23 protein-coding genes and 3 tRNA genes are annotated in these 21,495 nt (G+C 69.9%); 6 read left to right on the plus strand and 20 right to left on the minus strand.

The annotated features are described in order from the left end of the window. Window positions 1-660 precede the first annotated feature (660 nt). From rplL to OG897_RS25790, 8 genes are all read right to left on the minus strand, one after another. The gene (rplL, locus tag OG897_RS25755) at window positions 661-1,044 is read right to left on the minus strand and encodes a 50S ribosomal protein L7/L12 (RefSeq protein WP_266659775.1); all 384 of its coding nucleotides are present in this window, start codon (window positions 1,042-1,044) and stop codon (window positions 661-663) included. A gap of 111 nt (window positions 1,045-1,155) precedes the next feature. Then, window positions 1,156-1,686, minus strand: coding sequence for a 50S ribosomal protein L10 (gene rplJ / locus OG897_RS25760; RefSeq protein ID WP_266659777.1), 531 nt, complete (start codon window positions 1,684-1,686; stop codon window positions 1,156-1,158). 336 nt (window positions 1,687-2,022) lie between these two features. Next, a complete protein-coding gene (locus OG897_RS25765) occupies window positions 2,023-2,982 on the minus strand; it encodes a hypothetical protein (RefSeq protein ID WP_266659779.1) in 960 nt (319 codons plus the stop codon). 260 nt (window positions 2,983-3,242) lie between these two features. Next, window positions 3,243-3,965: a 50S ribosomal protein L1 gene (gene rplA, locus OG897_RS25770; protein WP_266659781.1), complete on the minus strand. Its 723-nt coding sequence runs from the start codon at window positions 3,963-3,965 to the stop codon at window positions 3,243-3,245. Window positions 3,966-4,093: 128 nt separating this feature from the next. Continuing rightward, window positions 4,094-4,528 carry a 50S ribosomal protein L11 gene (gene rplK / locus OG897_RS25775; RefSeq protein ID WP_185027986.1) on the minus strand — a complete coding sequence of 145 codons (435 nt, stop codon included), beginning with the start codon at window positions 4,526-4,528 and terminating at the stop codon, window positions 4,094-4,096. A 176-nt stretch (window positions 4,529-4,704) separates the two neighbouring features. Beyond that, window positions 4,705-5,640: a transcription termination/antitermination protein NusG gene (gene nusG, locus OG897_RS25780; RefSeq protein WP_266659784.1), complete on the minus strand. Its 936-nt coding sequence runs from the start codon at window positions 5,638-5,640 to the stop codon at window positions 4,705-4,707. 83 nt (window positions 5,641-5,723) lie between these two features. Beyond that, a complete protein-coding gene (gene secE, locus OG897_RS25785; protein WP_266659786.1) occupies window positions 5,724-6,002 on the minus strand; it encodes a preprotein translocase subunit SecE in 279 nt (92 codons plus the stop codon). A 107-nt stretch (window positions 6,003-6,109) separates the two neighbouring features. Further along, a tRNA-Trp gene (locus OG897_RS25790) sits at window positions 6,110-6,182 on the minus strand. Window positions 6,183-6,377: 195 nt separating this feature from the next. Between OG897_RS25790 and OG897_RS25795 the strand changes: the two genes are divergently transcribed. Next, complete coding sequence (locus OG897_RS25795; protein WP_266659788.1) at window positions 6,378-7,604, plus strand: pyridoxal phosphate-dependent aminotransferase; 1,227 nt, start codon at window positions 6,378-6,380, stop codon at window positions 7,602-7,604. A gap of 147 nt (window positions 7,605-7,751) precedes the next feature. Next, a complete protein-coding gene (locus tag OG897_RS25800; protein WP_266659790.1) occupies window positions 7,752-8,804 on the plus strand; it encodes an adenosine deaminase in 1,053 nt (350 codons plus the stop codon). Window position 8,805: 1 nt separating this feature from the next. Here OG897_RS25800 and OG897_RS25805 read toward each other — a convergent pair whose 3' ends face one another. Then, window positions 8,806-9,438 carry a TetR/AcrR family transcriptional regulator gene (locus tag OG897_RS25805; RefSeq protein WP_266659792.1) on the minus strand — a complete coding sequence of 211 codons (633 nt, stop codon included), beginning with the start codon at window positions 9,436-9,438 and terminating at the stop codon, window positions 8,806-8,808. Between the two features lie 109 nt (window positions 9,439-9,547). Between OG897_RS25805 and OG897_RS25810 the strand changes: the two genes are divergently transcribed. Beyond that, window positions 9,548-10,180 carry an NAD(P)-dependent oxidoreductase gene (locus OG897_RS25810; RefSeq protein WP_266659794.1) on the plus strand — a complete coding sequence of 211 codons (633 nt, stop codon included), beginning with the start codon at window positions 9,548-9,550 and terminating at the stop codon, window positions 10,178-10,180. A gap of 10 nt (window positions 10,181-10,190) precedes the next feature. Here OG897_RS25810 and OG897_RS25815 read toward each other — a convergent pair whose 3' ends face one another. From OG897_RS25815 to OG897_RS25840, 6 genes are all read right to left on the minus strand, one after another. Beyond that, complete coding sequence (locus OG897_RS25815) at window positions 10,191-11,246, minus strand: UDP-N-acetylmuramate dehydrogenase (protein WP_266659796.1); 1,056 nt, start codon at window positions 11,244-11,246, stop codon at window positions 10,191-10,193. A 98-nt stretch (window positions 11,247-11,344) separates the two neighbouring features. Continuing rightward, the gene (locus tag OG897_RS25820; protein ID WP_266659798.1) at window positions 11,345-11,773 is read right to left on the minus strand and encodes a MaoC family dehydratase; all 429 of its coding nucleotides are present in this window, start codon (window positions 11,771-11,773) and stop codon (window positions 11,345-11,347) included. Between the two features lies 1 nt (window position 11,774). Then, the gene (locus OG897_RS25825; RefSeq protein WP_266659800.1) at window positions 11,775-12,230 is read right to left on the minus strand and encodes a MaoC family dehydratase N-terminal domain-containing protein; all 456 of its coding nucleotides are present in this window, start codon (window positions 12,228-12,230) and stop codon (window positions 11,775-11,777) included. 168 nt (window positions 12,231-12,398) lie between these two features. Continuing rightward, on the minus strand, window positions 12,399-12,563 hold the full coding sequence (gene rpmG / locus OG897_RS25830; protein WP_007265873.1) for a 50S ribosomal protein L33: 165 nt from the start codon (window positions 12,561-12,563) through the stop codon (window positions 12,399-12,401). 89 nt (window positions 12,564-12,652) lie between these two features. Continuing rightward, a tRNA-Met gene (locus OG897_RS25835) sits at window positions 12,653-12,725 on the minus strand. 48 nt (window positions 12,726-12,773) lie between these two features. Then, window positions 12,774-12,846, minus strand: a tRNA-Thr gene (locus tag OG897_RS25840). A 251-nt stretch (window positions 12,847-13,097) separates the two neighbouring features. Between OG897_RS25840 and OG897_RS25845 the strand changes: the two genes are divergently transcribed. After that, the gene (locus OG897_RS25845) at window positions 13,098-14,348 is read left to right on the plus strand and encodes an amidohydrolase family protein (RefSeq protein ID WP_266659802.1); all 1,251 of its coding nucleotides are present in this window, start codon (window positions 13,098-13,100) and stop codon (window positions 14,346-14,348) included. 125 nt (window positions 14,349-14,473) lie between these two features. Here OG897_RS25845 and OG897_RS25850 read toward each other — a convergent pair whose 3' ends face one another. The 5 genes from OG897_RS25850 to OG897_RS25870 form a co-directional block, all read right to left on the minus strand. Next, window positions 14,474-15,985, minus strand: coding sequence for a SulP family inorganic anion transporter (locus OG897_RS25850; protein ID WP_266659804.1), 1,512 nt, complete (start codon window positions 15,983-15,985; stop codon window positions 14,474-14,476). Window positions 15,986-16,079: 94 nt separating this feature from the next. Next, window positions 16,080-16,700: a carbonic anhydrase gene (locus OG897_RS25855; RefSeq protein ID WP_266659806.1), complete on the minus strand. Its 621-nt coding sequence runs from the start codon at window positions 16,698-16,700 to the stop codon at window positions 16,080-16,082. A 317-nt stretch (window positions 16,701-17,017) separates the two neighbouring features. Continuing rightward, window positions 17,018-17,677, minus strand: a complete 660-nt coding sequence (locus OG897_RS25860) for a response regulator transcription factor (protein WP_266660494.1) — start codon at window positions 17,675-17,677, stop codon at window positions 17,018-17,020. Then, entirely contained in the window at window positions 17,607-19,175 is a 1,569-nt protein-coding gene (locus OG897_RS25865; RefSeq protein WP_266660496.1) for a cell wall metabolism sensor histidine kinase WalK, read from the minus strand. The genes OG897_RS25860 and OG897_RS25865 overlap by 71 nt, the downstream gene beginning before the upstream one ends. 44 nt (window positions 19,176-19,219) lie before the next feature. Continuing rightward, window positions 19,220-19,564 (minus strand): hypothetical protein, encoded by a 345-nt coding sequence (locus tag OG897_RS25870; RefSeq protein ID WP_266659807.1) that lies wholly within the window; start codon window positions 19,562-19,564, stop codon window positions 19,220-19,222. A gap of 352 nt (window positions 19,565-19,916) precedes the next feature. On the opposite strand from OG897_RS25870, the gene OG897_RS25875 reads away from it, so the two are divergent. Beyond that, a complete protein-coding gene (locus OG897_RS25875) occupies window positions 19,917-20,072 on the plus strand; it encodes a hypothetical protein (protein ID WP_266659809.1) in 156 nt (51 codons plus the stop codon). Between the two features lie 158 nt (window positions 20,073-20,230). Continuing rightward, complete coding sequence (locus OG897_RS25880; protein ID WP_266659811.1) at window positions 20,231-21,475, plus strand: hypothetical protein; 1,245 nt, start codon at window positions 20,231-20,233, stop codon at window positions 21,473-21,475. The last annotated feature ends 20 nt before the right edge of the window (window positions 21,476-21,495 follow it).

Raw genomic sequence — 21,495 nt, forward strand, 5'->3', positions numbered from 1 at the left:
GTCCTTCCGAGGGCTCGGACTCACTACGCGCGTACCGGTCCCACATGGACACAGAGACAGAAAAGCCCAGATCAGGGCAGATCATTCCTCGGTGGCCAGACAGTGGGCATGCCCCTGGTGACGGGCAGGAGGCAGCTAACAGGCAGCGCAAAGGGTCAGTGTAGCCACTTGGCTCACTGATGTCCAGAGCGGGTTTTTGGGGACCCTCATCGGCCTCTTTGTTCTTCTCAACGCCACTGCCACGAATACCGTTGCGCCTGCCGTGTCGTGCCTTGCGTCCTGCTGTCGTCCTACGCCTCGGGCGAGCCCTCGCGCCCTGCGAACGCACCTCGATACTGCCCTCTTCGCCGCCGATCCATGCCTCGGAGTCGGATCGTTGTGACGACGCGTCCTGAGAATTGCGCGCCGAGTGCCGTTCGTCAAGGCCCCCCGCCCCCTCGGGGGCTCGGTCACCTGCCCGGACCGCCCCGAGGGCGTACAACGGGCGCACAGCGCGTCTGCGGGGCGCACAACGAAGATCACCATACTCGTCGCGGAGCACTCCGCGCAGCCGCCGGAGGAACGCCGAAGGGCGACCACCCAATTGGATGATCGCCCTTGGCTGTGCCGGCGTTACACCTTGCGGCGCGTTCCGGCCAAAAGAGTCAGAGACTCAGGAGGTCACTTGACCTCAACGGCCGCACCGGCGCCCTTGAGGGACTCGGCGGCCTTCTCAGCGGCCTCCTTGGTGACCTTCTCGAGGACCGGCTTCGGAGCGCCGTCGACGAGGTCCTTGGCCTCCTTCAGACCCAGCGAGGTGAGCTCACGCACGACCTTGATGACCTGGATCTTCTTGTCGCCCGCACCCGTGAGGATGACGTCGAACTCGTCCTGCTCCTCGGCGGCCTCGGGGGCAGCGCCACCGGCGGCGGGGCCGGCAACGGCGACGGCCGCGGCGGCGGTGACGTCGAACTTCTCCTCGAATGCCTTCACGAACTCGGAGAGCTCGATGAGGGTCATCTCTTCGAACTGCGCGAGCAGGTCGTCCTGGGACAGCTTCGCCATGATGGCGTCCTTCCACTAATTCGGCAGGTGCCGGATGTAAATGTCGGCGGGCGTACGATCGGCCCGCTGCGGCCGTCTCCCTAGTGGGCTACAACCATTGCGCGAGCCGAGTTACTCGGCACCGCCCTGCTCATCACGCTTGACGCGAAGAGCCTCCGCAGTGCGGACGAACTTCGACGGCAGCGCCTGGAAGAGCTGAGCAGCCTGAGACTGCTTGCCCTTGAAGGCACCGGCCAGCTTGCTGAGCAGAACCTCGCGGGACTCGAGGTCCGCGAGCTTCTTGATCTCATCGGCGGACAGCGCCTTACCGTCAAGGACACCGCCCTTGATGATGAGGTTCGGGTTCTCCTTGGCGAAGTCACGAAGACCCTTCGCCGACTCCACCGGGTCACCGGTGATGAAGGCAACCGCCGTCGGACCAGTGAACTGGTCGTCCAGCGAAGTGATCCCGGCCTCGTTGGCCGCGATCTTGGTCAGCGTGTTCTTCACCACGGCGTACTGGGCGTTCTCACCGAGCGAACGACGCAGCGTCTTGAGCTGCGCGACGGTGAGACCCCGGTACTCGGTCAGCACGGCGGCGTTCGAGCTGCGGAACTGGTCCGCGAGCTCGGCTACCGCGGCAGCCTTGTCGGGCCTTGCCATAGAGCGTCGGCCTCCTTCCGGGTGATGAGGACCGCTCAGAAGGGGCTGTAAAAACGAAAACGCCCCGGCGCAAGCGCACGGGGCTGAGCTCAACCAGAATGAACCGGGAACTTTCCACGAACACCTGCGCAGGTCGTCCGCGTATCTCTAGCGGATCCTTCGGCCACCACGCCCTCTTACGAGCACGCGGCAACGACCAGCGGTCTTTGGCTTCATCGGAAGAGTACGCGAGGGGACGAGCGTCAGGCAAATCGGGCCGTCCGGACGCTGTCCCGGACGGCCCTTCGCCTGCGGCTTCCCCCGTGGAAGGGGGGTGCCGGACGGGAAAGAGGAGGGTCAGAGGCCCTCGGTGCCGCCCTTCGCACCCTTGCCCATCTCGTCCTTCAGCTTCTTCATGAAGTCGAGCGTGTCCTTGGCCGGAGGCACCTCGACGGTGGCCTTGGTGCCGTAGTCCGAGTACGTCATGGCGATGTTCACCTTGCCCTTGGCCGAGTCCATCCCGACGACCATCTTGGCGGGGTACCCCTTGTCGTCGACCCAGACGTCGGTGTCGTATCCCTTGATGCCCGCCTTGTTCATGTTGGCGAGCAGCTCGTCGCGCTCCTTGCCGGTGAGCTGCCGGTCGGCGTCCTTGTTGGTCTTGAGCATCTCCGCGACCGACAGGGTGCCCTTGTAGTGCTGCGTCGCGACGCCCCCGACGTCCTCCGGGCCGACGTGCTTGAGGTTCGGCGACTCCAGGAGCATGCCGATCTGCCGCGAGGGGTCCTGGTTGGCGTTGTCCATGCCGCCGGTCAGCTGCTTGGCCACGTCCTCGCCACCGGACTTCGCCGCCTCCTTGAGGTCGAGCTTCATCCAGCGCTTGCCGTCCATCTCGGCGGCCATCTTGGGTCCGAGATCCATGTACATGACGTTGTCGCGCATGATCATGCGGATCTCGCTGGGCCCCTTGTCCCCGCCCTTGGACTTGAGGGCGCCGGTGGGCTTCATCGTCATGTCCAGGACCGTGGGCTCCCAGCCGAGGACGCCGGACATCTCGATCTCGCCGCCCTGCATCGCGCCGGGCATGCTCATCGTCATCTTCACCTTGGCCGACTTGGCCTCGACGGTCTTCCGGTACGTCGCCTTGAGCATCCGGGCAGCGCCGGCGCGGTCCTGCGTCTTGGGCGCCGCGTCACCTGCGGCCTTCTTGCCGGTCTGCCCGTCCTTGCCGCCGTCGTCCTGACAGCCCGCGAGGCCCACCACCGCCGCCAGCGCGACCGCCGATATGCCTGCCCGCTTCCAACCCACTGTGCTCATGCGTCCCACCCCTTGTGCGTCCTCTGTGAATCTCGTGACCGTAACGCACCCCACTGACAACGGTCGATCACATATCCGGCCCCAAACAGGCCCGGATTCGCTGCCGAACCCCGGCAAGGAGCACGGCCGGCACACGGTCAGGAGGACGACCGGGAGCACGTCGCCGGGTACGACGAAGCCGCCCCCCGCACCTCGCGAAGGAGGTGTGGGGGGCGGCTTTCCGTACGCGACAACCCGCGGCTGGCGCCGAGTCAGGAGACTCAGACGTCGGCCGGGTTCTCCTCGACGAGGAGGTTGCGGGTGCGGTTCTGGTCCAGCGGGATGCCGGGGCCCATCGTGGTGGCCAGCGTGGCCTTCTTGATGTAGCGGCCCTTGGCGGCGGACGGCTTCAGACGGAGGATCTCCTCCAGCGCCGCTGCGTAGTTCTCCACCAGCTTGGTCTCGTCGAAGGAGACCTTGCCGATGATGAAGTGCAGGTTCGAGTGCTTGTCGACGCGGAACTCGATCTTGCCGCCCTTGATGTCCGTGACAGCCTTCGCCACGTCCGGGGTGACCGTTCCGGTCTTCGGGTTCGGCATCAGACCACGCGGACCGAGCACGCGGCCGAGGCGGCCGACCTTGCCCATGAGGTCCGGGGTGGCGACGACGGCGTCGAAGTCCAGGCGGCCCTTGGCCACCTCGTCGATCAGTTCGTCGGAGCCGACGATGTCGGCGCCGGCGGCTTCCGCGGCCGCAGCACGGTCACCGGTCGCGAAGACCAGGACCCGGGCGGTCTTGCCGGTGCCGTGCGGGAGGTTCACGGTGCCACGGACCATCTGGTCGGCCTTGCGCGGGTCGACACCCAGACGCATGGCGACCTCGACGGTGCCGTCGAACTTGACCGAGCTGGTGTCCTTGGCGATACGGACGGCCTCAAGCGGGGCGTACAGACGCTCCCGGTCGATCTTGGCGTCCGCAGCGCGGAGAGACTTGCTGCGCTTCACTGCTGCTCCTGTGTCAGGTATTCACCACGCGGCTACCGCCGCGTGGCAGGTGTGGAGTCGTGGTGCGGGCCGGCGCGTGGCCCTACCACTGTCGTACGAAAAGGGGCTTTCGTACTAGAAGGGGCTGATCAGCCCTCGACCGTGATGCCCATGGAACGGGCGGTGCCGGCGATGATCTTGTCGGCGGCGTCCAGGTCGTTGGCGTTCAGGTCGGGGAGCTTGACCGTGGCGATCTCGCGGACCTGAGCGGCCGTGAGCTTCGCGACCTTGGTCTTGTGGGGCTCGCCCGATCCCTTGTCCACACCTGCGGCCTTGAGGATCAGCTTGGCGGCCGGCGGGGTCTTCGTCACGAAGGTGAAGGAGCGGTCTTCGTAGACCGTGATCTCCACCGGCACGACCATGCCACGCTGCGACTCGGTCGCGGCGTTGTAGGCCTTGCAGAACTCCATGATGTTGACGCCGTGCTGACCGAGCGCCGGGCCGACCGGCGGGGCCGGGTTGGCGGCGCCCGCGTTGATCTGGAGCTTGATAAGCCCCGTGACCTTCTTCTTCTTGGGAGGCATTGCTCTCTCCGGGTCCTAGTGAGAGTTTCGGCCATCCATCCGATCATCCGGATGGAGGCATACCGCACAACGATAACGGGTATAGACGTGCGGCTAAAAACCGAGCAGGTCAGACCGGCTTTGGAAGCCCGATCTGACCTGTTCGGAAGCTCTTGTCAGAAGTGACCTGAGAAGTGTCAGTTCTTCTGGATCTGGTCGAAGCTGAGCTCGACCGGAGTCTCGCGGCCGAAGATCTCGACGAGGCCCTTGACCTTCTTCGAGTCGGCGTTGATCTCGTTGATCGTGGCCTGGAGCGTGGCGAACGGGCCGTCGGTGACGGTGACCGCGTCGCCGACCTCGAAGTCCAGGACCTCGACGGTGAGCTTGCGGGCCGGCGCGGGCTTGCCCTCGGCCTCGGCTGCCTCGCGGGCGGCCTTCTCCTCGGCCTCCGGGGCGAGCATCTTGACGATCTCGTCCAGGGTCAGCGGGTACGGGTCGTAGGCGTTGCCCACGAAGCCGGTGACGCCGGGGGTGTTGCGGACGACGCCCCAGGACTCGTTCGTCAGGTCCATGCGCACGAGCACGTAGCCCGGGAGCTTGTTCTGACGGACGTTCTTGCGCTCGCCGTTCTTGATCTGAACGATTTCCTCTTCAGGCACCTCGGCCTGATAGATGAACTCTTCGACGTTCAGGGAGACGGCGCGCTGCTCCAGGTTGGCCTTCACGCGCTTCTCGTACCCGGCGTACGTGTGGATGACGTACCACTCGCCGGGCAGGAGGCGCAGTTCCTCGCGCAGGGCGGCGATCGGGTCCACCGGCTCGGACTCGGAGGGCTCCTCGGCCTCTTCGGCCTCGGCGATCTCCTCGGCCTCGGCGTCGACCCCGTCGGCCTCCGCGACGGCCTCGGCGGCAGCGGCGTCCTCGTCCGTCTCGGCGACCGCGACGGCTTCGACATCCTCGTCGGACTCGATGTGCAGTGCGGCTTCCTCGGCGGGCTCACCGGCGGCGATGTCCGCGGCTTCGGCCTCGTCGGGCTCCACAGCGTCCGCCGCCTCAACGATGGCGGTCTCGTCCTCGACGGACTCGACGCCCACCGTCGGCTCGCCGGCGTCGTTCAGGTTCGGGTCAGACACGGTGGCTGCTTCTTCCTGGATACAAAAAATGGGTGGAACGCGCGAAAGGGGCGCCCGAGGTAGGCGCCCTACGCGAGTACTGCTTAACCGAAGAGGTACTTGACGGCCGCGGCGAAGCCCTGGTCGATCACGGTCACGATGCCGATCATGATCACGACGAAGACGATGACGACCGTGGTGTACGTCGTCAGCTGGCCACGAGTGGGCCATACAACCTTGCGCAGCTCCGCGACGATCTGGCGGTAGAACTGCGCGAGGCGGCCGAGCGGGCCCTTCTTGCCCCGCTTGCCGCCCTTGCGCGCCTTCTTCGGCACTTCGTCCTGGGCATCAGGCATGTCGATGGAGCCTACGGCGTCCGTCACGCTACTCACCTGATTCCGGGTCGTGGCCGTGCCGCGCCCGGTGGAGCCGCACGACAAATGCAGAGAAGTACGTACATGCGCACACATCCTGGCGAAGGAGTGTGTAGCAGGGCCGGAGGGACTTGAACCCCCAACCGCTGGTTTTGGAGACCAGTGCTCTACCAATTGAGCTACGACCCTTTGTGGTTCCCCCAACCTACCGCATCCGACTGAGTGCACGGAGTGCGCTCGGTGGAACGGGCTGCTGTGGGCCAACGACAGGTGAGTGTACGTGCTCCGGGGCCCGGCGTCGAACAGAAAGGGGCCGGACGTGGCCCCGCCCAGTCCGTGAAACCCCTGTACGAAGGGGTCCGGGGGTCTGGGACGATGGGCTCCATGAGCGCTGCTACCCCTCCGACCGAGCGCCGGGTCTCCGCCCGCATCGGTGCCATTTCCGAGTCCGCCACCCTTGCCGTGGACGCGAAGGCGAAGGCCCTCAAGGCCGCCGGGCGACCGGTGATCGGCTTCGGCGCGGGCGAGCCCGACTTCCCGACGCCGGACTACATCGTCCAGGCCGCGATCGAGGCTTGCTCGAACCCGAAGTACCACCGCTACACCCCGGCGGGCGGGCTCCCCGAGCTGAAGAACGCGATCGCCGCGAAGACGCTGCGCGACTCCGGTTACGAGGTCGACGCCTCCCAGGTGCTGGTCACCAACGGCGGCAAGCAGGCCATCTACGAGGCGTTCGCCGCGATCCTCGACCCGGGCGACGAGGTCATCGTCCCGGCCCCGTACTGGACGACGTACCCCGAGTCGATCCGGCTCGCGGGCGGTGTCCCGGTGGAGGTCGTGGCCGACGAGACGACCGGCTACCGGGTCTCCGTCGAGCAGCTGGAGGCGGCGCGCACGGAGCGTACGAAGGTCGTGCTCTTCGTCTCCCCGTCGAACCCGACCGGCGCGGTCTACAGCGAGGCGGACGCCGAGGCGATCGGCCGCTGGGCGCACGAGAAGGGCCTGTGGGTCCTCACCGACGAGATCTACGAGCACCTGGTCTACGGCGACGCGCAGTTCACCTCGCTGCCCGCGATCGTGCCCGAGCTGCGCGACAAGTGCATCGTGGTCAACGGCGTGGCGAAGACGTATGCGATGACCGGCTGGCGGGTCGGCTGGATCATCGGTCCGAAGGACGTCGTGAAGGCCGCGACGAACCTCCAGTCGCACGCCACCTCCAACGTCTCCAACGTGGCGCAGGTCGCGGCGCTGGCCGCCGTCTCCGGGCCGCTGGACGCGGTCGAGGAGATGAAGACCGCCTTCGACCGCCGTCGCAAGACGATCGTGCGGATGCTCAGCGAGATCGACGGAGTGGTCTGCCCGACGCCGGAGGGCGCGTTCTACGTGTACCCGTCGGTGAAGGGGCTGCTCGGCAAGGAGATCCGCGGCAAGCGCCCGCAGACCTCGGTCGAGCTGGCCGCGCTGATCCTGGAGGAGGTGGAGGTCGCGGTCGTTCCGGGCGAGGCTTTCGGCACCCCCGGTTACGTGCGGCTTTCGTACGCGCTGGGCGACGAGGACCTCGTCGAGGGCATCTCGCGCGTTCAGAAGCTCCTGGCGGAGGCGCGCGACTGACGGTGGCGCGCGACGCGTCGTGCGCGTGGCGTGACGCTCTGACGGTCCTCCGGCCCCCCTGGCCGGAGGACCGTTTCTGCGTTCGGGGGCGCACCCGTTGGGGAAAAGCCGCTTCCGGGCGCGTCGCGCGTGCGGCAAGATCCGGGGATGCGTGTTCTTTCAGGGGGAAACCCCCCGAACCCCCCGCGTGTACGTGATCTGTCTCTGCTTCCCAAGGCTCATCTGCACCTGCACTTCACCGGCTCGATGCGGCCCTCGACCCTCCTCGACCTGGCCGACCGGCACGGTGTGCATCTTCCCGAGGCGCTGACCAGCGGTGAGCCGCCGAAACTGCGGGCGACCGACGAGCGGGGCTGGTTCCGCTTCCAGCGGCTGTACGACGCGGCGCGGTCCTGTCTGCGCACGCCCGAGGACATCCAGCGGCTGGTGCGCGAGGCCGCCGAGGAGGATGTGAAGGACGGGTCGGGGTGGCTGGAGATCCAGGTCGACCCGACGTCGTACGCGCCACTGCTCGGCGGTCTGATTCCGGCGCTGGAGGTCATCCTCGACGCGGTCGACAGCGCGTCCAGGGAGACCGGACTCGGGATGCGGGTGCTCGTCGCGGCGAACCGGATGAAGCATCCGCTGGACGCGCGCACGCTGGCGCGGCTGGCGGTGCGGTACGCGGACCGGGGGATCGTCGGCTTCGGGCTGTCGAACGACGAACGCCGGGGGATGGCGCGGGACTTCGACCGGGCCTTCGCCATCGCGCGCGAGGGCGGGCTGCTCGCCGCACCGCACGGCGGTGAGCTGACCGGCCCTTCGTCCGTACGGGACTGCCTGGACGATCTGCACGCCTCGCGGATCGGGCACGGCGTGCGGGCGGCGGAGGACCCCCGGCTGCTGAAGCGGCTCGCCGACCGGGGGATCACGTGCGAGGTGTGCCCGGCGTCGAACGTCGCGCTCGGGGTGTACGAGAAGCCCGAGGACGTGCCGCTGCGCACCCTCTTCGAGGCGGGCGTGCCGATGGCGCTGGGGGCGGACGACCCGCTGCTGTTCGGGTCGCGGCTGGCGGCGCAGTACGAGCTGGCGCGGGAGCACCACGGCTTCACCGACGCGGAACTGGCGGAGCTGGCGCGGCAGTCGGTGCGCGGGTCGGCCGCGCCGGTCGACGTGCAGGACAAGCTGCTCGGCGGGATCGACGCGTGGCTGGCGTCGTGAACTAGCCGTCGATGCCCTTCGGGTCGATGCCCGTCAGGTCGATGCCCTTCAGGAGGGTGCGGGCCAGGGACGCGGCGAAGCCGTCGACGTCCTGCGGCGGCTTCTTGCCGATCTCACCTGCGGAGTCGTACGCGAAGGCGCGCTGCGCGCAGGCGCCCAGGAGCAGCGAGGCGGCCGCGAAGGTGTCGGCGTCGGGTGCGATCCGCCCCGTGGCGAGTTCGACGCGCAGATAGGCGTCCAGGCCCTCGATGGGCGTGTGGGGGCCCAGCCCCATGTCCCGCATCGCGGAGTCGTGGCGGGCCTTGAGCTTGGTCTCGGCGTAGAGCGAGGCGGCGATCGGGAAGCTCTCCTCGTAGAAGAGGACGGCCTGGCGGGCGATCTCGATGAGGTTCTCCTCGACCGTGCGCGCGCCGGGGTCGGCGACGAGGCGGAACAGCAGTGGGGTGAGCCGGGGCAGGCGTTCGCTGAGCACGGCGACGAAGAGGTCTTCCTTGCTCGTGAAGTGCTTGTAGAGGGCGGCCTCCGAGCAGCCCGCCGCGCGGGCGATCTCCTTGGTGGTGGCGCGGGCGAGTCCGAGCGTGCGCATCAGCTCGTGGGCGGCGTCGAGGATGCGCTCTCGGGTGGGCTTCTGCATGGGGACTCCGGCGGGATCGGGGGCGGTCGGGGGTTGACGGGTGAGTGAATGCTCACCCACTCTAGAGGAAGGGTGAGTGAACGCTCACCCACCTTGGGGAGGTTGTGCGATGAGGCTCACGGTATTCGGTGCCACAGGCGGCATCGGGCAGGAGATCGTCCGGCAGGCGCTGGCCGCGGGGCACCAGGTCACGGCGGTCGTGCGGGACCCGTCGAAACTGCCGGTGACCGGCCAGCGGCTGGAGGTGCTCGCGGCCTCGCTGACCGAGCCCGAGCAGGTGCGCAAGGCGGTGGCGGGACGGGACGCGGTCCTCTCCGGGCTGGGTGCGCGGTCGATGAAGGACGCGGGGATCACGCACCGGCTGACCCGTCTGGTGCTGGCGGCGATGGAGGCCGAGGAGGTGCGGCGGCTGGTCGTGGTCAGTGCGGCACCTGTCGGTCCCCCTCCGGCGAACCAGCCGCTGGTGGACCGGGTGATCGGGGCCGGAGTCAGCGCGGTGCTCAGGAAGATCTACGACGACCTGCGCGTCATGGAGGCCGACCTGCTGCGCTCCGGGACCGACTGGACGTCCGTACGGCCGCCCAAGCTGGTGGACGCGCCGCTGACCGGCACGTACCGCACGGTCGTCGGCGGGACCCCGCGCAGTGGACGCAAGATCGCGCGGTCCGACGTGGCCCACGCGATGCTGGCGGCGCTGGACGACCCGGCGACGGTGCGGCAGGGCGTCGGGGTGGCGTACTGAACCGGGTCGCTCAGAGGGCGCAGTTGACCGTCACGGGCTCGTTGACGAGGGTCACGCCGAAGACGTCCCGGACGCCCGCGACGACCTCTCGGGCCAGGGCCAGGAGGTCCTCGGTGGTGGCGTGGCCCCGGTTGGTGAGGGCGAGGGCGTGCTTGGTGGAGATGCGGGCGGGCCCCTCGCCGTATCCCTTGGTGAAGCCCGCGCGGTCGATCAGCCAGGCCGCCGAGGTCTTGGTCAGCCCCTCCCCCGCCGGGAAGGCGGGCGGGGCGGTGTCGGGGCCGAGCCGGTCGTGGACGCGCGCGAGGAAGTCGGCGAACCGGGCGTCGTCCAGGATCGGGTTGGTGAAGAAGGAGCCCGCCGACCAGGTGTCGTGGTCCTCGGGGTCCAGCACCATGCCCTTGCCGGCCCGCAGCCCGAGCACCGTCTCGCGTGCGACGGAGGCGGGCACCCGGTCCCCCGCCTCGACGCCCAGCGTGCGCGCGGTCTCCGGGTACTTGATCGGCGCGGAGAGGCCGCCCGCGTCCTCCAGCTCGAAGCGGACCCGCAGCACCACGTAGCGCTCCGGGTCCTCCTTGAACCGGCTGTGGCGGTACGAGAAGGCGCACTCGGCGTTGGTGAGGGTGACACGCTCGCCGGTGCGGCGGTCGTAGGCGTCGACCTCGGTGAGGGTGCTGGAGACGTCCTGGCCGTACGCGCCGACGTTCTGGATCGGGGTCGCACCGGCGGAGCCGGGGATCCCGGCGAGGCATTCGACGCCCGCGAGGCCCGCTTCGACGGTGCGCGCGACGGCGTCCGTCCAGACCTCGCCGGCGGCCAGCTCCAGCTTCGTACCGTCGAGGCGGAAGCCCCTGGTGGCGATGCGCAGGGCGGTGCCGTCGAAGCCCTCGTCGCCGATGACCAGGTTGCTGCCGCCGCCGACGATCAGCAGCGGGGTGCCGGAGGCGTCGGCCTCCCGGACAACGGCGATCACCTCGTCGTCTGTGGTGGCCGTGACCAGCCGGGTCGCGGGGCCGCCGAGGCGGAAGGTGGTCAGGGGGGCGAGGGGGGCATCGTGGAGTTCCTGCACGGGGTCCAGCGTACGAGAGCCGGGGAGGGCCTCCGCGCGGGCACGAAGTAAGGGGCGGCCTCCGGGAGGCCGCCCCTTACTCTCCGTACGGTCGTCGCTCAGCCGAGCTGGACCACGGCGCGGGACATGCCCAGCACCTTCTGGCCGGCGCTCATGGCGACGAGGTCCACGCGGACCTTGTTGTCGTCGAGGAGGACGGCGACCTTGCCGGTGACCTCGATCAGGGCGCCCTCGTCGTCGTTGGGGACGACGACGGGCTTGGTGAAGCGCACGCCGTACTCGACGACGGCGGCCGGGTCGACGGCCCAGTCGGTGACCACGCGGATCGCCTCGGCCATGGTGAACATGCCGTGCGCGATGACGTCGGGGAGGCCGACCTCGACCGCGAACTTCTCGTTCCAGTGGATCGGGTTGAAGTCGCCGGAGGCGCCCGCGTACCGCACGAGCGTGGCGCGGGTCACGGGGAAGGACTGGGCGGGCAGCTCGGTGCCGACCTCGACGTCCGCGTAACGCACTGTGGCAGTCATCTCACGCCTCCTCGGCGGCGGCGCGCGCCACCAGCTTCGTCCAGGCGGTCACGACGTGCTCACCGCTCTCGTCGTGGACCTCGCCACGGATGTCCAGGATGTCGTTCCCGGCCATCGACCGAATCGCTTCGATGGTCGAGGTGACCGACAGGCGGTCCCCCGCGCGCACCGGGCGGGTGTAGACGAACTTCTGGTCGCCGTGCACCACCCGGTTGTAGTCGAGGCCGAGCTGCGGGTCCTCGATGACCAGGCCCGCGGCCTTGAAGGTGATCGCGAACACGAAAGTCGGCGGGGCGATCACATCGGGGTGCCCGAGTGCCTTGGCGGCTTCCTGATCGGTGTACGCGGGATTGCCGTCGCCGATGGCCTCGGCGAACTCGCGGATCTTCTCCCGGCCGACCTCGTACGCCGAGGTGGGCGGATAGGACCGCCCCACGAAGGACTGGTCGAGCGCCATGGAACTCGTACCTCCTGTGAATCGTCGTGACCTGAGTGAACTGAGTGAACTGAGTGATCTAGGTGATCTGCTGGGTGATCTGAGTGATCCGAGTGACGTGAATCGTCGTGACATACGACACGAGGCCGCCCCCAGAATTCGGGGACGGCCTCGTGTACGAGCCTGTGCTTAGCGCGTTTCGCGGTGCGCCGTGTGCGAGTTGCAACGCGGGCAGTGCTTCTTCATCTCCATGCGGTCCGGGTTGTTACGCCGGTTCTTCTTGGTGATGTAGTTCCGCTCCTTGCACTCCACGCAGGCCAGCGTGATCTTCGGGCGGACGTCGGTGGCAGCCACGTGAGTGCTCCTTGGACGGACGGATGTACGGATGAACGCAAAAAAGAGTAGCCGATCGGAGGACCGACCCTGCAATCGGCTACTGCGCGTAGCGGTGACCGGACTTGAACCGGTGACACAGCGATTATGAGCCGCTTGCTCTACCGACTGAGCTACACCGCTTTGATGTCTGGATCACCTCCCCCGAGGGGGAGGATCTCCGAACACCAGAGCCCCAATGCGGAATCGAACCGCAGACCTTCTCCTTACCATGGAGACGCTCTACCGACTGAGCTATTGGGGCGAGCGATGAAGACATTACACGGGTCTGCGCCGATCCCCCAAATCCATATCCAGGGCCCTCCCCGACGCCCTCTCCGACGGGTTCCCATCACCCGTCACGTAGGCCACCGGAGGTCACTCCGGTACGACTATTCCGCTCTTCCTCGAAGGCCCGAACGGGGCCCCCTAGGCTCGATCGCACGCTGCGTGATCTTGGGCGTCGGCCGCCCCGGCGATGCGCCCCTCTCCGCCCGAGCCCCCGCCAGGAGCGCGATGTCCGACAGCCAGCCGCAGCCGTCCCGCAGGCCGGGGAACTCCGGGGCCGAGGAGAGCACCACCGCCCTCCTGCTGAGCGGCGCCCGGCTCACCGACGGCCGCACGGTCGACGTGCGGCTCAGCGAGGGCCGCATCGAGGCGGTCGGCACGGCGGGCAGCCTCCCCGCGCGGACGGCCTCCCGGGTGGACCTCTCGGGCTTCCTGCTGCTGCCCGCCCCCGCGGAGCCGCACGCACACAGCGCCACCGCCCTGACGGCCGACGAGGGCGGCCCGGTCTCGTACGCACGGGAGGACGTGCAGCGGCGCACCACACAGGCCGCGCTGCTCCAGCTCGGGCACGGGGCGACGGCGCTGCGCTCCCACGTGCGGATCGGGGACGTCCAGGGGCTCGGGCCGATGGAGGCGGTGCTCCAGGCCCGGCGGTCGCTGCGCGGGCTGCTGGACCTGTCGGCGGTGGCGGTGCCCCGGCTGCTGACGGGGGTGGCCGGGGCGGACGGGCTCGCGATGCTGCGGGACGCCGTGAAGATGGGCGCTTCCGTGGTGGGCGGCTGCCCGGACCTGGACCCCGATCCGGCCGGGTACGTGGAGCGGGTGCTGGAGGTGGCCGCCGAGCAGGGCTGCCCCGTGGATCTGCACACGGAGGGTGACGATCCGGCGCGGCTGGCGCGGCTGGCCGCGATGGCGGGCGGGCTGCGTCCGGGGGTGGCGATCGGTCCGTGCGGCGGACTGTCCCGGCTGCCCCTTGAGGTGGCGACGCGGGCGGCGGACCAGCTGGCCGCCGCCGGGGTGAGCGTGGTGTGCCAGCCGCAGGGCGGCTGCGGCGGGGTGGAGGCGCGCGGGGTGGCTCCGGTGCGGCTGCTGCGGGCGGCCGGGGTGCGGCTCGCGGCGGGCAGCGGGGCACTGCGGGACGTGGCGAACCCGGTGGGGCGCGGCGACCCGCTGGAGGCGGCGTACCTGCTGGCTTCGCAGAGCGGGATGCGTGCCCCGGACGCGTACGACACGGTGGCGGCGACGGCGCGGGAGGCGATGGGGCTGCCGGAGGTACGGCTGGAGGCGGGGTTCCCGGCGGAGCTGGTGGCGGTGCGGGGCGAGCGGCTGGCGGGCGTGCTGTCGCTGGCGTACAGCAGGATCGTGGTGCACCGGGGGCGGGTGGTGGCGCGCACCAGTGCGGTGCGCGAGTACTGCGACACGGTGGCCGCCGTGGAGCTCGAACTGCCGCGCCAGGGAAGGGCGGAGACGGGTCCCTGAGCTGCGGGCGGGGCGCTGGTACGGCGCTCTGGGGGCGCGTGCGGGGCGTGCGGCGGTGGCGGTGTCCGGGGGGGATCGCCGACGCCCCGCGGGGCCGTGGGGGCTGACTGGGTGGCCGGACCGGGCTACTTCCCGGCGGGGGATCCCGCGCTCGCGGGTTCTCGGGAAGCGGTGCCCTGGTGGGTGGTCCAGGACTCCAGGGCGGTGCGGCAGGCGTGGTCCAGGTGGCGCAGGCGGGAGAGGTCGAGCTCGACCGGGCGGTCCTTGGGCTGGGCCTCCAGGGTGTCGAGGATCAGGGGCAGGCGCAGGAAGGTGGCGCTGCCGCTGAGGGCGACCGTGGTGCGGTCGTCGTGTTCCTGGACGTCCAGGCGGACGGCGGAGGTCTCCCAGGCGGTCTTGACCACGGCCAGCCCGATGCCGAGCAGGACGCCCAGGAACATGTCCGTGACGATGATGGCCAGCGCGGTCACCACCAGCACCACGGCCTCACCACGGTGTTCGCGCCAGAGCGGGCGGAAGGTCGCGACGGGGACGAGCTTGGCTCCGGCGTGGATGAGCACCCCGGCGAGCGCGGCCACCGGGACCAGGCCGAGTACGGCCGGGAAGAGGGCCGCGAACAGCAGCAGCCACACGCCGTGCAGGATCCGGGACGCCTTGGTGCGCGCCCCCGCCTGCACGTTGGCGGCGCTGCGCACGATGACGGCGGTCATGGGCAGTGCGCCGAGGAAGCCGCACACGGTGTTTCCGGCTCCCTGGGCGATGAGTTCCTTGTTGTAGCGGGTGCGCGGGCCGTCGTGCATCCGGTCCACGGCGGCGGCGCTGAAGAGCGACTCGGCCGAGGCGATGAGGGTGAAGGCCAGGACGACGCCCAGCAGTCCGGGGTCGGCCAGGAACGCGAAGTCGCCGATGCCGGTCAGACGCAGGGAGTCGAGCAGGCCGCGGACGGTGATGGTGGCGACGGGCAGGTTCAGGACCGCCACCGCGGCGGTGGCCAGACCCACGGCGACCAGGGGTCCCGGGAGCAGTTGGGGCAGGCGTCCGGGAAGCCTCTTCCAGAGGATCAGTACGGCGATGGTGGCGACGCCGATCACGGTGGAGGAGAGGGCCTGGGCCCCGTCCGTGAACCGGGTGAGCAGGGTGGGCAGCCCGGCCAGGTTGTCGATGCTGCTGCCCGGCGCGTCGGCGCCCGCGACGACGTACAGCTGACCGCAGATCAGGACGAGGCCGATCCCGGCCAGCATGCCGTGCACGACGGAGGTCGAGATGGCGCGGAACCAGCGGCCCAGGCCGACCGCGCCGAGCAGGATCTGGAGCAGACCCGTGGTCAGGACGAGGATGCCGAGCGCGGAGACGCCGTGGGTGGTCACGGCCTCGTACACCAGGACCGTGAGTCCTGCGGCCGGGCCGCTGACCTGAAGCGAGCTGCCCGGCATCGCACCGGCCAGCAGTCCGCCGACGATGCCGGTGACCAGGCCGAGTTCGGCGGGGACGCCGGAGGCGACCGCGATGCCGACGCACAGGGGTACGGCGACGAGGAACACCACGACGGAGGCGAGGAGATCACGGGCCAGGGTGCCGCCGGAGAGGGTGCCGCCGGACAGGGCACCCGGGCGTAACGGGAGACGTGGCAGGGACATGGGGACTTCAGCTCCTGGGGGGTGGGGGACGTGGGGGGGGGGAGGAGCGGTGGGTGGCGGCGGGGCTGTCCGTGCGTGCACCGGCACGCCGCTGTCACAGGGAGGAGAAGGTTCCGGTGGAGACCCGGTGGGACTGGACGGCGCCGGTGTGGACCTCGTAGTACCAGGCGTGCAGCCCGAGCCGGCCCTCGCCGGCGGCCTGGCTGACGCACGGGTAGGCGCGCAGCTTCTCCAGCTGTGCCACCACGTGGCGCTGTACGGGGCGTGCGACGTCGGGCCCGAAGTCGTCGGGCTCCTCGATGCCTTCGGGAGAGCGGAAGCCGCCGCCCGCGGGGGTGGACCGGTCGAGCCAGCCGCGGACCGCGGGCATGGTCGCCAGGTCCTCGCCCCGGGCCAGGGCTCCGACGGCGCCGCAGTGGGAGTGCCCGCAGAGGATGATGTCGGACACCTCAAGGACGCAGACGGCGTACTCGATCGTCGCCATCTCGCTGGTGGCGGCGTCCGGGTCGTACGCCGGAACGATGTTCCCCGCGGTGCGCAGCTCGAACAGCTCGCCGGGGCCGCTGCCGGTCAGCAGGGTGGGGACCACCCGCGAGTCGGAGCAGGTGATGAACATGGCGGAGGGCCGCTGGCCGCCGGCGAAGTCCTGGAGATTACGCCCGGCTCCGTGGTAGCGGGAACGGAAGGTGCGGGTGTGGTCGATGAGTTGTCGCACGGAAATGTCCTCCAGACAGGCGTACGGATGTGCGGGCGTACGGGCGTGCGGAAGGGGCGGGGGTGTCGCGCCGGGCGGCTTCTCGCGCCGTGGAGCAGCCGGGGGGTCGCCTCTGGGCTGCTCCGGTACGGCTGCGGGCGCCGCCCGTGTCCCGGGCGGCGGCCGCGGTGATCGTGCGCGCCGTTCACGGGCGTCGCACGAGTGACTGCCCGTCAGCCGCCAGTCTCGGGGCGGGCGATGAGCTGACGGTGAGACGGCTGTGAGACAAGTCTCATGAGGGGGTGGGGCGTTCGGGGTCTGCCCTTGTGGGCGGCCGGTCAGGCCCGGAGCCGGTAGCCGACGCCGCGCACGGTCTCGACCCGTTCGGCTCCGATCTTGCGCCGCAGGTAGCGGATGTAGACGTCGACGATGTTCGAGCCGGGGTCGTAGTCGAACCCCCATACCTGGCTGAGAAGTTGCTCACGGGACAGGACCCGGTCGGGGTTGCGCATGAGGATCTCGGCGAGGGCGAACTCGCGGGCGGACAGGTCGGTGACCCGCTCGCCCACCCGGGCCCTGCGGGTGCGGAGGTCGAGCAGCAGATCGCCGACCCGCAGCAGGAAGTTCTCCGGCGGCTCCTCGCGGCGCAGCCGAAGCCGTACCCGGGCCAGCAGCTCGTCGAAGGCGAACGGCTTGGGCATGTAGTCGTCGGCGCCGCCCTCCAGGCCGGCCACCACGTCCCGGACGCTGTCCCGGGCGGTGAGGATCACCACGGGCAGCGTGCTACGCGCGTCACGCAGCTTGCGCAGGACGGTCAGCCCGTCGTAGCCGGGCAGGCCGAGGTCGAGGATCAGCAGGTCGAAGTCCCGGCCGCGCGCGTGTTCGTAGGCGGAGATGCCATCGGCGACGACTCGGGTGACGTACCCGCTACGGCGCAGTCCCTTCTCGACGAAGGCGGCTATTCGCGCCTCGTCCTCGGCTATCAGAATCCTGCTCACCATGGCTTCCTTCGGTCGTGAGGTGCGGTGCGAGTGCGGGGGCGGGGGCGTGGGCGGGAAGGTCGATGACGAATCGCGCGCCGCCCCCGGGGGCGTCCTCGACGTGGGCGGTGCCGTGGTGGGCCTGGGCGATCTCGCGGATCAGGGCGAGGCCGATGCCGATGCCGGTGGCGGTCCGGCCGGGGTAGCTGGTGCCTGCCTGGTAGAAGCAGTGGAAGATCCGCTCGCGGTCCCCCGGGGCCACACCGGGCCCGGTGTCGGCCACCCACAGCACCGCCCGACCGCGCCGCAGCCGCGACCCGATCTCGATGGTGTCGCCCGCCATGGTGTGGCTGACCGCGTTGGCGGCGAGCTGCATCAGGACCTGGGTCACCCGCTGCCCGTCCAGGTGCACGGTGGCATCGGCGACCTCGGACACCTTCCAGTGCCGGGGGCCCAGCGCCTGCGCCTTGGCCGCCGCGTCGACCACCAGGTCGGTCAGGCTGGTCGGGCCGAGGGTCAGGAAGCCGGGGCGCCCGGCACGGGCCAGGAGCAGCAGGTCCTCCACGATCCGGCTCATCCGGTCGAGTTCGTCGAGGAGCAGGGCACGGGTCTGGTGGTGGTGCTGGATGTCGGGGTCCGGGTCGGTCGGGTTCCTGTCAGGGCGCTCCTTGTCAGGGCGCTCTTTGCCCGCGCGCTCCTTGGCCGCCTCCCGGTCCATCAGTTCCCGGTCCATCAGCTCCAGGTGTCCGCGGACGACGGTGATGGGGGTTCGCAGTTCGTGCGCCACCTCGTCCAGGAACCGGCGTTGGGCGGAGAAGGCGTGCGACAGCCGGTCCAGCATGTGGTTGAACGTTTCCGCGAGCGCCGCCACGTCATCGCTTCCGCGCACCGTCAGCCGCTGGGCCAGGTCCGTCTCGCTGATCCGCTCGGCCGTCTGGCGGCCCAGCCGGATCGGCGCCAGCACCCTGCCCGCGACCAGCCAGCTCGCCAGCCCCGCGACCACCAGGGCGAAGGCACCCGAGGCCAGCAGCATCTGCGCCATCTGGCGCTCCTGCCGCAGCTGCTGGTCCCGGAAGGCCAGCAGGACGAGCCGGGTGTCGACCGGGTCTCCCGCCACCTGCACCGGTACGACGCCGTAACGGACCTTTCCCGCCGGGGAATCCAGCCACCGGATACGGGTGTCGGCCACGGCCGCCATCAGGGCCACCACGGCCGGGTCCCGGTCCAGCCGGGCGGGGAGGGGGCCGGGGCTGCGCCGGTCCACCCGACCGCCGACGACGCTGAAGAAGGCGGCGTCGTGCTCGGGGCGGTGGACCGCCATGAACGCGGTCAGCAGCGAGGCGGCCGAGGCGAAGTGCTCGCCGGTGTACGGATCGCGTGCGGTACGGGCGAACGTACGCAACTTGTCGGCCTCGGAGAGCAGTTGCGCGTCGACCTCGCGGTCCAGTTCCGACTGCCAGAAGATCGTGATGCCGAAGACGGGCACGGCCAGCGCCCCGCCGAGCAGCAGGAGCATCCAGCCCACGATCCGGGACCGTGCGCTGGCCGACGGCCTGAGCCTCAGTCGTCCCACTCGTCGTCCGCTTCCTCGTCGTCCGTTGCGTCGTCGGCGTCCTGACGGCCGGCCGCGGGCGGGGGTGCGGGCGGTACCGCCCGGCCGCCGGAACCGGTGCAGGTCGGGCGGGGAGAGGCGGGCGGAGGGGCCGGAGTGGGGGTGGCCGGAGTGGGGGCGGAGCGGGCCGGGGCCGGGGTGGGGCTCGGCGGGACCGAGGCCCTGACCGGCACGATCACCGCGGGGCCCAGGGCGGGCGGCACGGGCTGCCCGGGCCAGAGCCACACGACCAGCAGCACCAGTGCGCCCGCCCCGCAACCCGCCAGTACCGACCCCATCCTGCGCCACTGCATCGGCTCAGTCTGCCTCCGTGAAGTGCCGGGGGCCGTAACGAGGAGAGCATTCTCATCAACGACGACGGCCGCCGCGCTCCGCCCCCGGCAGCCGGGGGCGGCGGGACACCGGCTGCGGACCACGTCACACGGGGAGCCGAGTCGGCGGCGAGGGCACTCCGGCACACCGTCGAAGCACTGGATTCACGCCATATTCGACCCCTGGGAGGCTCATTTCCAGGGGTTACCCCTTTGCCATTCCTTGACAGTTCTCCGATCACGCTTCTAAATTCACGGAAGCGGGTCGGGAAGCAATTCATTCATTACCTGTCCCGCTACAAGTGACCCTTCCGAACCATCACCGGAGGCACCCATGGAACAGCTCATCAAGAAGATGGCCCAGGACCAGGTCTGGCAGAATTGGCTTGCCGCCAACTCGGCCCAGCAGGCGGCGAAGAGCGGTTGCATCAGTGCCGCCCCCAAGAGCGGCTGCATCAGCGCGGCACCGAAAGCCGGCTGTATCTCCTGATCGGCGGTAGCAGGACGCCCGGGAACAGCTCCGCGAGAGGCTCCTCATCCTTCGCGGCACGTTCCCGGGCGTCCCGCGCCGATACGTTTCCCGGGCGTCCCGCGCTCGACTTCTCTTACCCATATTTCTTCAGCCATGCGTTCCATGAGAAGGAATTAATGAAGAGCTGGCCGACAGCCGACGTCATCGAGCACGTCCGCGACATCCCCCTCTACCAGGAGTCCCTGGCCAACGGCCACTTCCCGCTGCTCGACAAGCCGGAGATCGCACGCGGCTTCCCCGACAACTGGATGACGCCCCGGCTGTCGGCGGCGCTGGAGTCCGGCGAAGCGGAGTTCGTGCTGTCCACCGGCACCAACCACGCCAGGATGCAGATCATCCGGCCGCCGTACTTCCTGCTCCGCTCCTACTACGCGCTGTGGCGCGGCCACCCCGACATCGCGGGCACCTGGGCGTCGGGCTGCCGCCGGGTCTCCTTGACCACGGTGCTCGCGACGGAGCACGTGGCGCGGGTCAACGCCGCCCGGCGGGGCGTCGAGCCCGACCCCGTACCCACCCTGGACGACCGCTGGCTCGACGAGCGCACCTGCTACCTGAACCTCCGCCTCGACCCGGCGCTGTGGGACCGCGAGGACGTCACACGGATGCTCGGCGAGATCGACCGGGCGCGGCACGGGCACCCGAAGGGCCAGTACCACCTCGACTGCTCCGGCTACCACCTGGCGCATCTGATCCGCAAGGCCGCGGCCTGGGGCCTGTGGGACGCCTTCCCGGCACCGGCCAGCATCATCCACGCCTACGAGTACACACCGGTGAACGTACGGCGCTTCCTGCACCGGCACTTCGACTGCCCGGTCATCGACCTCTTCGGCAGCACGGAGCTGGGCTACCTCTACTACAGCGACCGGGAAGGCGACTACCGGCCGCACCTCGACGGGATGAGCGTGGAACTCCTGCCCGTGGCCCCCGGCAGCACGATCCATCAGCTCATCGTCACCAGCATCCGCAACCCGTACATGCCCCTGGTCCGCTACCGGTCCGGCGACTGCGTCCGCACCGAGGACGGCTCCCCGGACCCCGGAGCGATCACCCAGTTCTGCGGCCGGGTGAAGGAGCTGCTGAGCACGCCGCACGGGCCCGTCGCCCAGGGCGACCTCGACCGGCTCATCGGCGACGCCTCCGACCGGGTCTTCCTCCACCAGCTGCGACTGCACGGCGGTACGGAGGCCACCTTGCGGTACACCACGTTCGACGGCGAGCCCGTCGACGCCGCCCAGGCGGTGACCCTGCGCCAGGGCATCGACGAGCTGACCGGACGACGCTGCCGTATCGAGCATCGCACCCACATCCCCGTCGGACGCTCGGGGAAGTACGCCTGGCTGGCCGACGACGACACCTCCTGAGGCCCCGCACCCCTTTTCTC

It is taken from the genome of Streptomyces sp. NBC_00237 (genome assembly GCF_026342435.1).
Lineage (GTDB): Bacteria > Actinomycetota > Actinomycetes > Streptomycetales > Streptomycetaceae > Streptomyces.

Bases quoted from the DNA above. Each gene is read 5' to 3' on its own strand.
- rplL (WP_266659775.1), bottom strand. From the start codon at position 1,044: ATGGCGAAGCTGTCCCAGGACGACCTGCTCGCGCAGTTCGAAGAGATG.
- rplJ (WP_266659777.1), bottom strand. From the start codon at position 1,686: ATGGCAAGGCCCGACAAGGCTGCCGCGGTAGCCGAGCTCGCGGACCAG.
- OG897_RS25765 (WP_266659779.1), bottom strand. From the start codon at position 2,982: ATGAGCACAGTGGGTTGGAAGCGGGCAGGCATATCGGCGGTCGCGCTG.
- rplK (WP_185027986.1), bottom strand. From the start codon at position 4,528: ATGCCTCCCAAGAAGAAGAAGGTCACGGGGCTTATCAAGCTCCAGATC.
- OG897_RS25795 (WP_266659788.1), top strand. From the start codon at position 6,378: ATGAGCGCTGCTACCCCTCCGACCGAGCGCCGGGTCTCCGCCCGCATC.
- OG897_RS25800 (WP_266659790.1), top strand. From the start codon at position 7,752: ATGCGTGTTCTTTCAGGGGGAAACCCCCCGAACCCCCCGCGTGTACGT.
- OG897_RS25805 (WP_266659792.1), bottom strand. From the start codon at position 9,438: ATGCAGAAGCCCACCCGAGAGCGCATCCTCGACGCCGCCCACGAGCTG.
- OG897_RS25810 (WP_266659794.1), top strand. From the start codon at position 9,548: ATGAGGCTCACGGTATTCGGTGCCACAGGCGGCATCGGGCAGGAGATC.
- OG897_RS25820 (WP_266659798.1), bottom strand. From the start codon at position 11,773: ATGACTGCCACAGTGCGTTACGCGGACGTCGAGGTCGGCACCGAGCTG.
- OG897_RS25825 (WP_266659800.1), bottom strand. From the start codon at position 12,230: ATGGCGCTCGACCAGTCCTTCGTGGGGCGGTCCTATCCGCCCACCTCG.
- OG897_RS25845 (WP_266659802.1), top strand. From the start codon at position 13,098: ATGTCCGACAGCCAGCCGCAGCCGTCCCGCAGGCCGGGGAACTCCGGG.
- OG897_RS25850 (WP_266659804.1), bottom strand. From the start codon at position 15,985: ATGTCCCTGCCACGTCTCCCGTTACGCCCGGGTGCCCTGTCCGGCGGC.
- OG897_RS25865 (WP_266660496.1), bottom strand. From the start codon at position 19,175: ATGCTCCTGCTGCTCGGCGGGGCGCTGGCCGTGCCCGTCTTCGGCATC.
- OG897_RS25870 (WP_266659807.1), bottom strand. From the start codon at position 19,564: ATGCAGTGGCGCAGGATGGGGTCGGTACTGGCGGGTTGCGGGGCGGGC.
- OG897_RS25875 (WP_266659809.1), top strand. From the start codon at position 19,917: ATGGAACAGCTCATCAAGAAGATGGCCCAGGACCAGGTCTGGCAGAAT.
- OG897_RS25880 (WP_266659811.1), top strand. From the start codon at position 20,231: ATGAAGAGCTGGCCGACAGCCGACGTCATCGAGCACGTCCGCGACATC.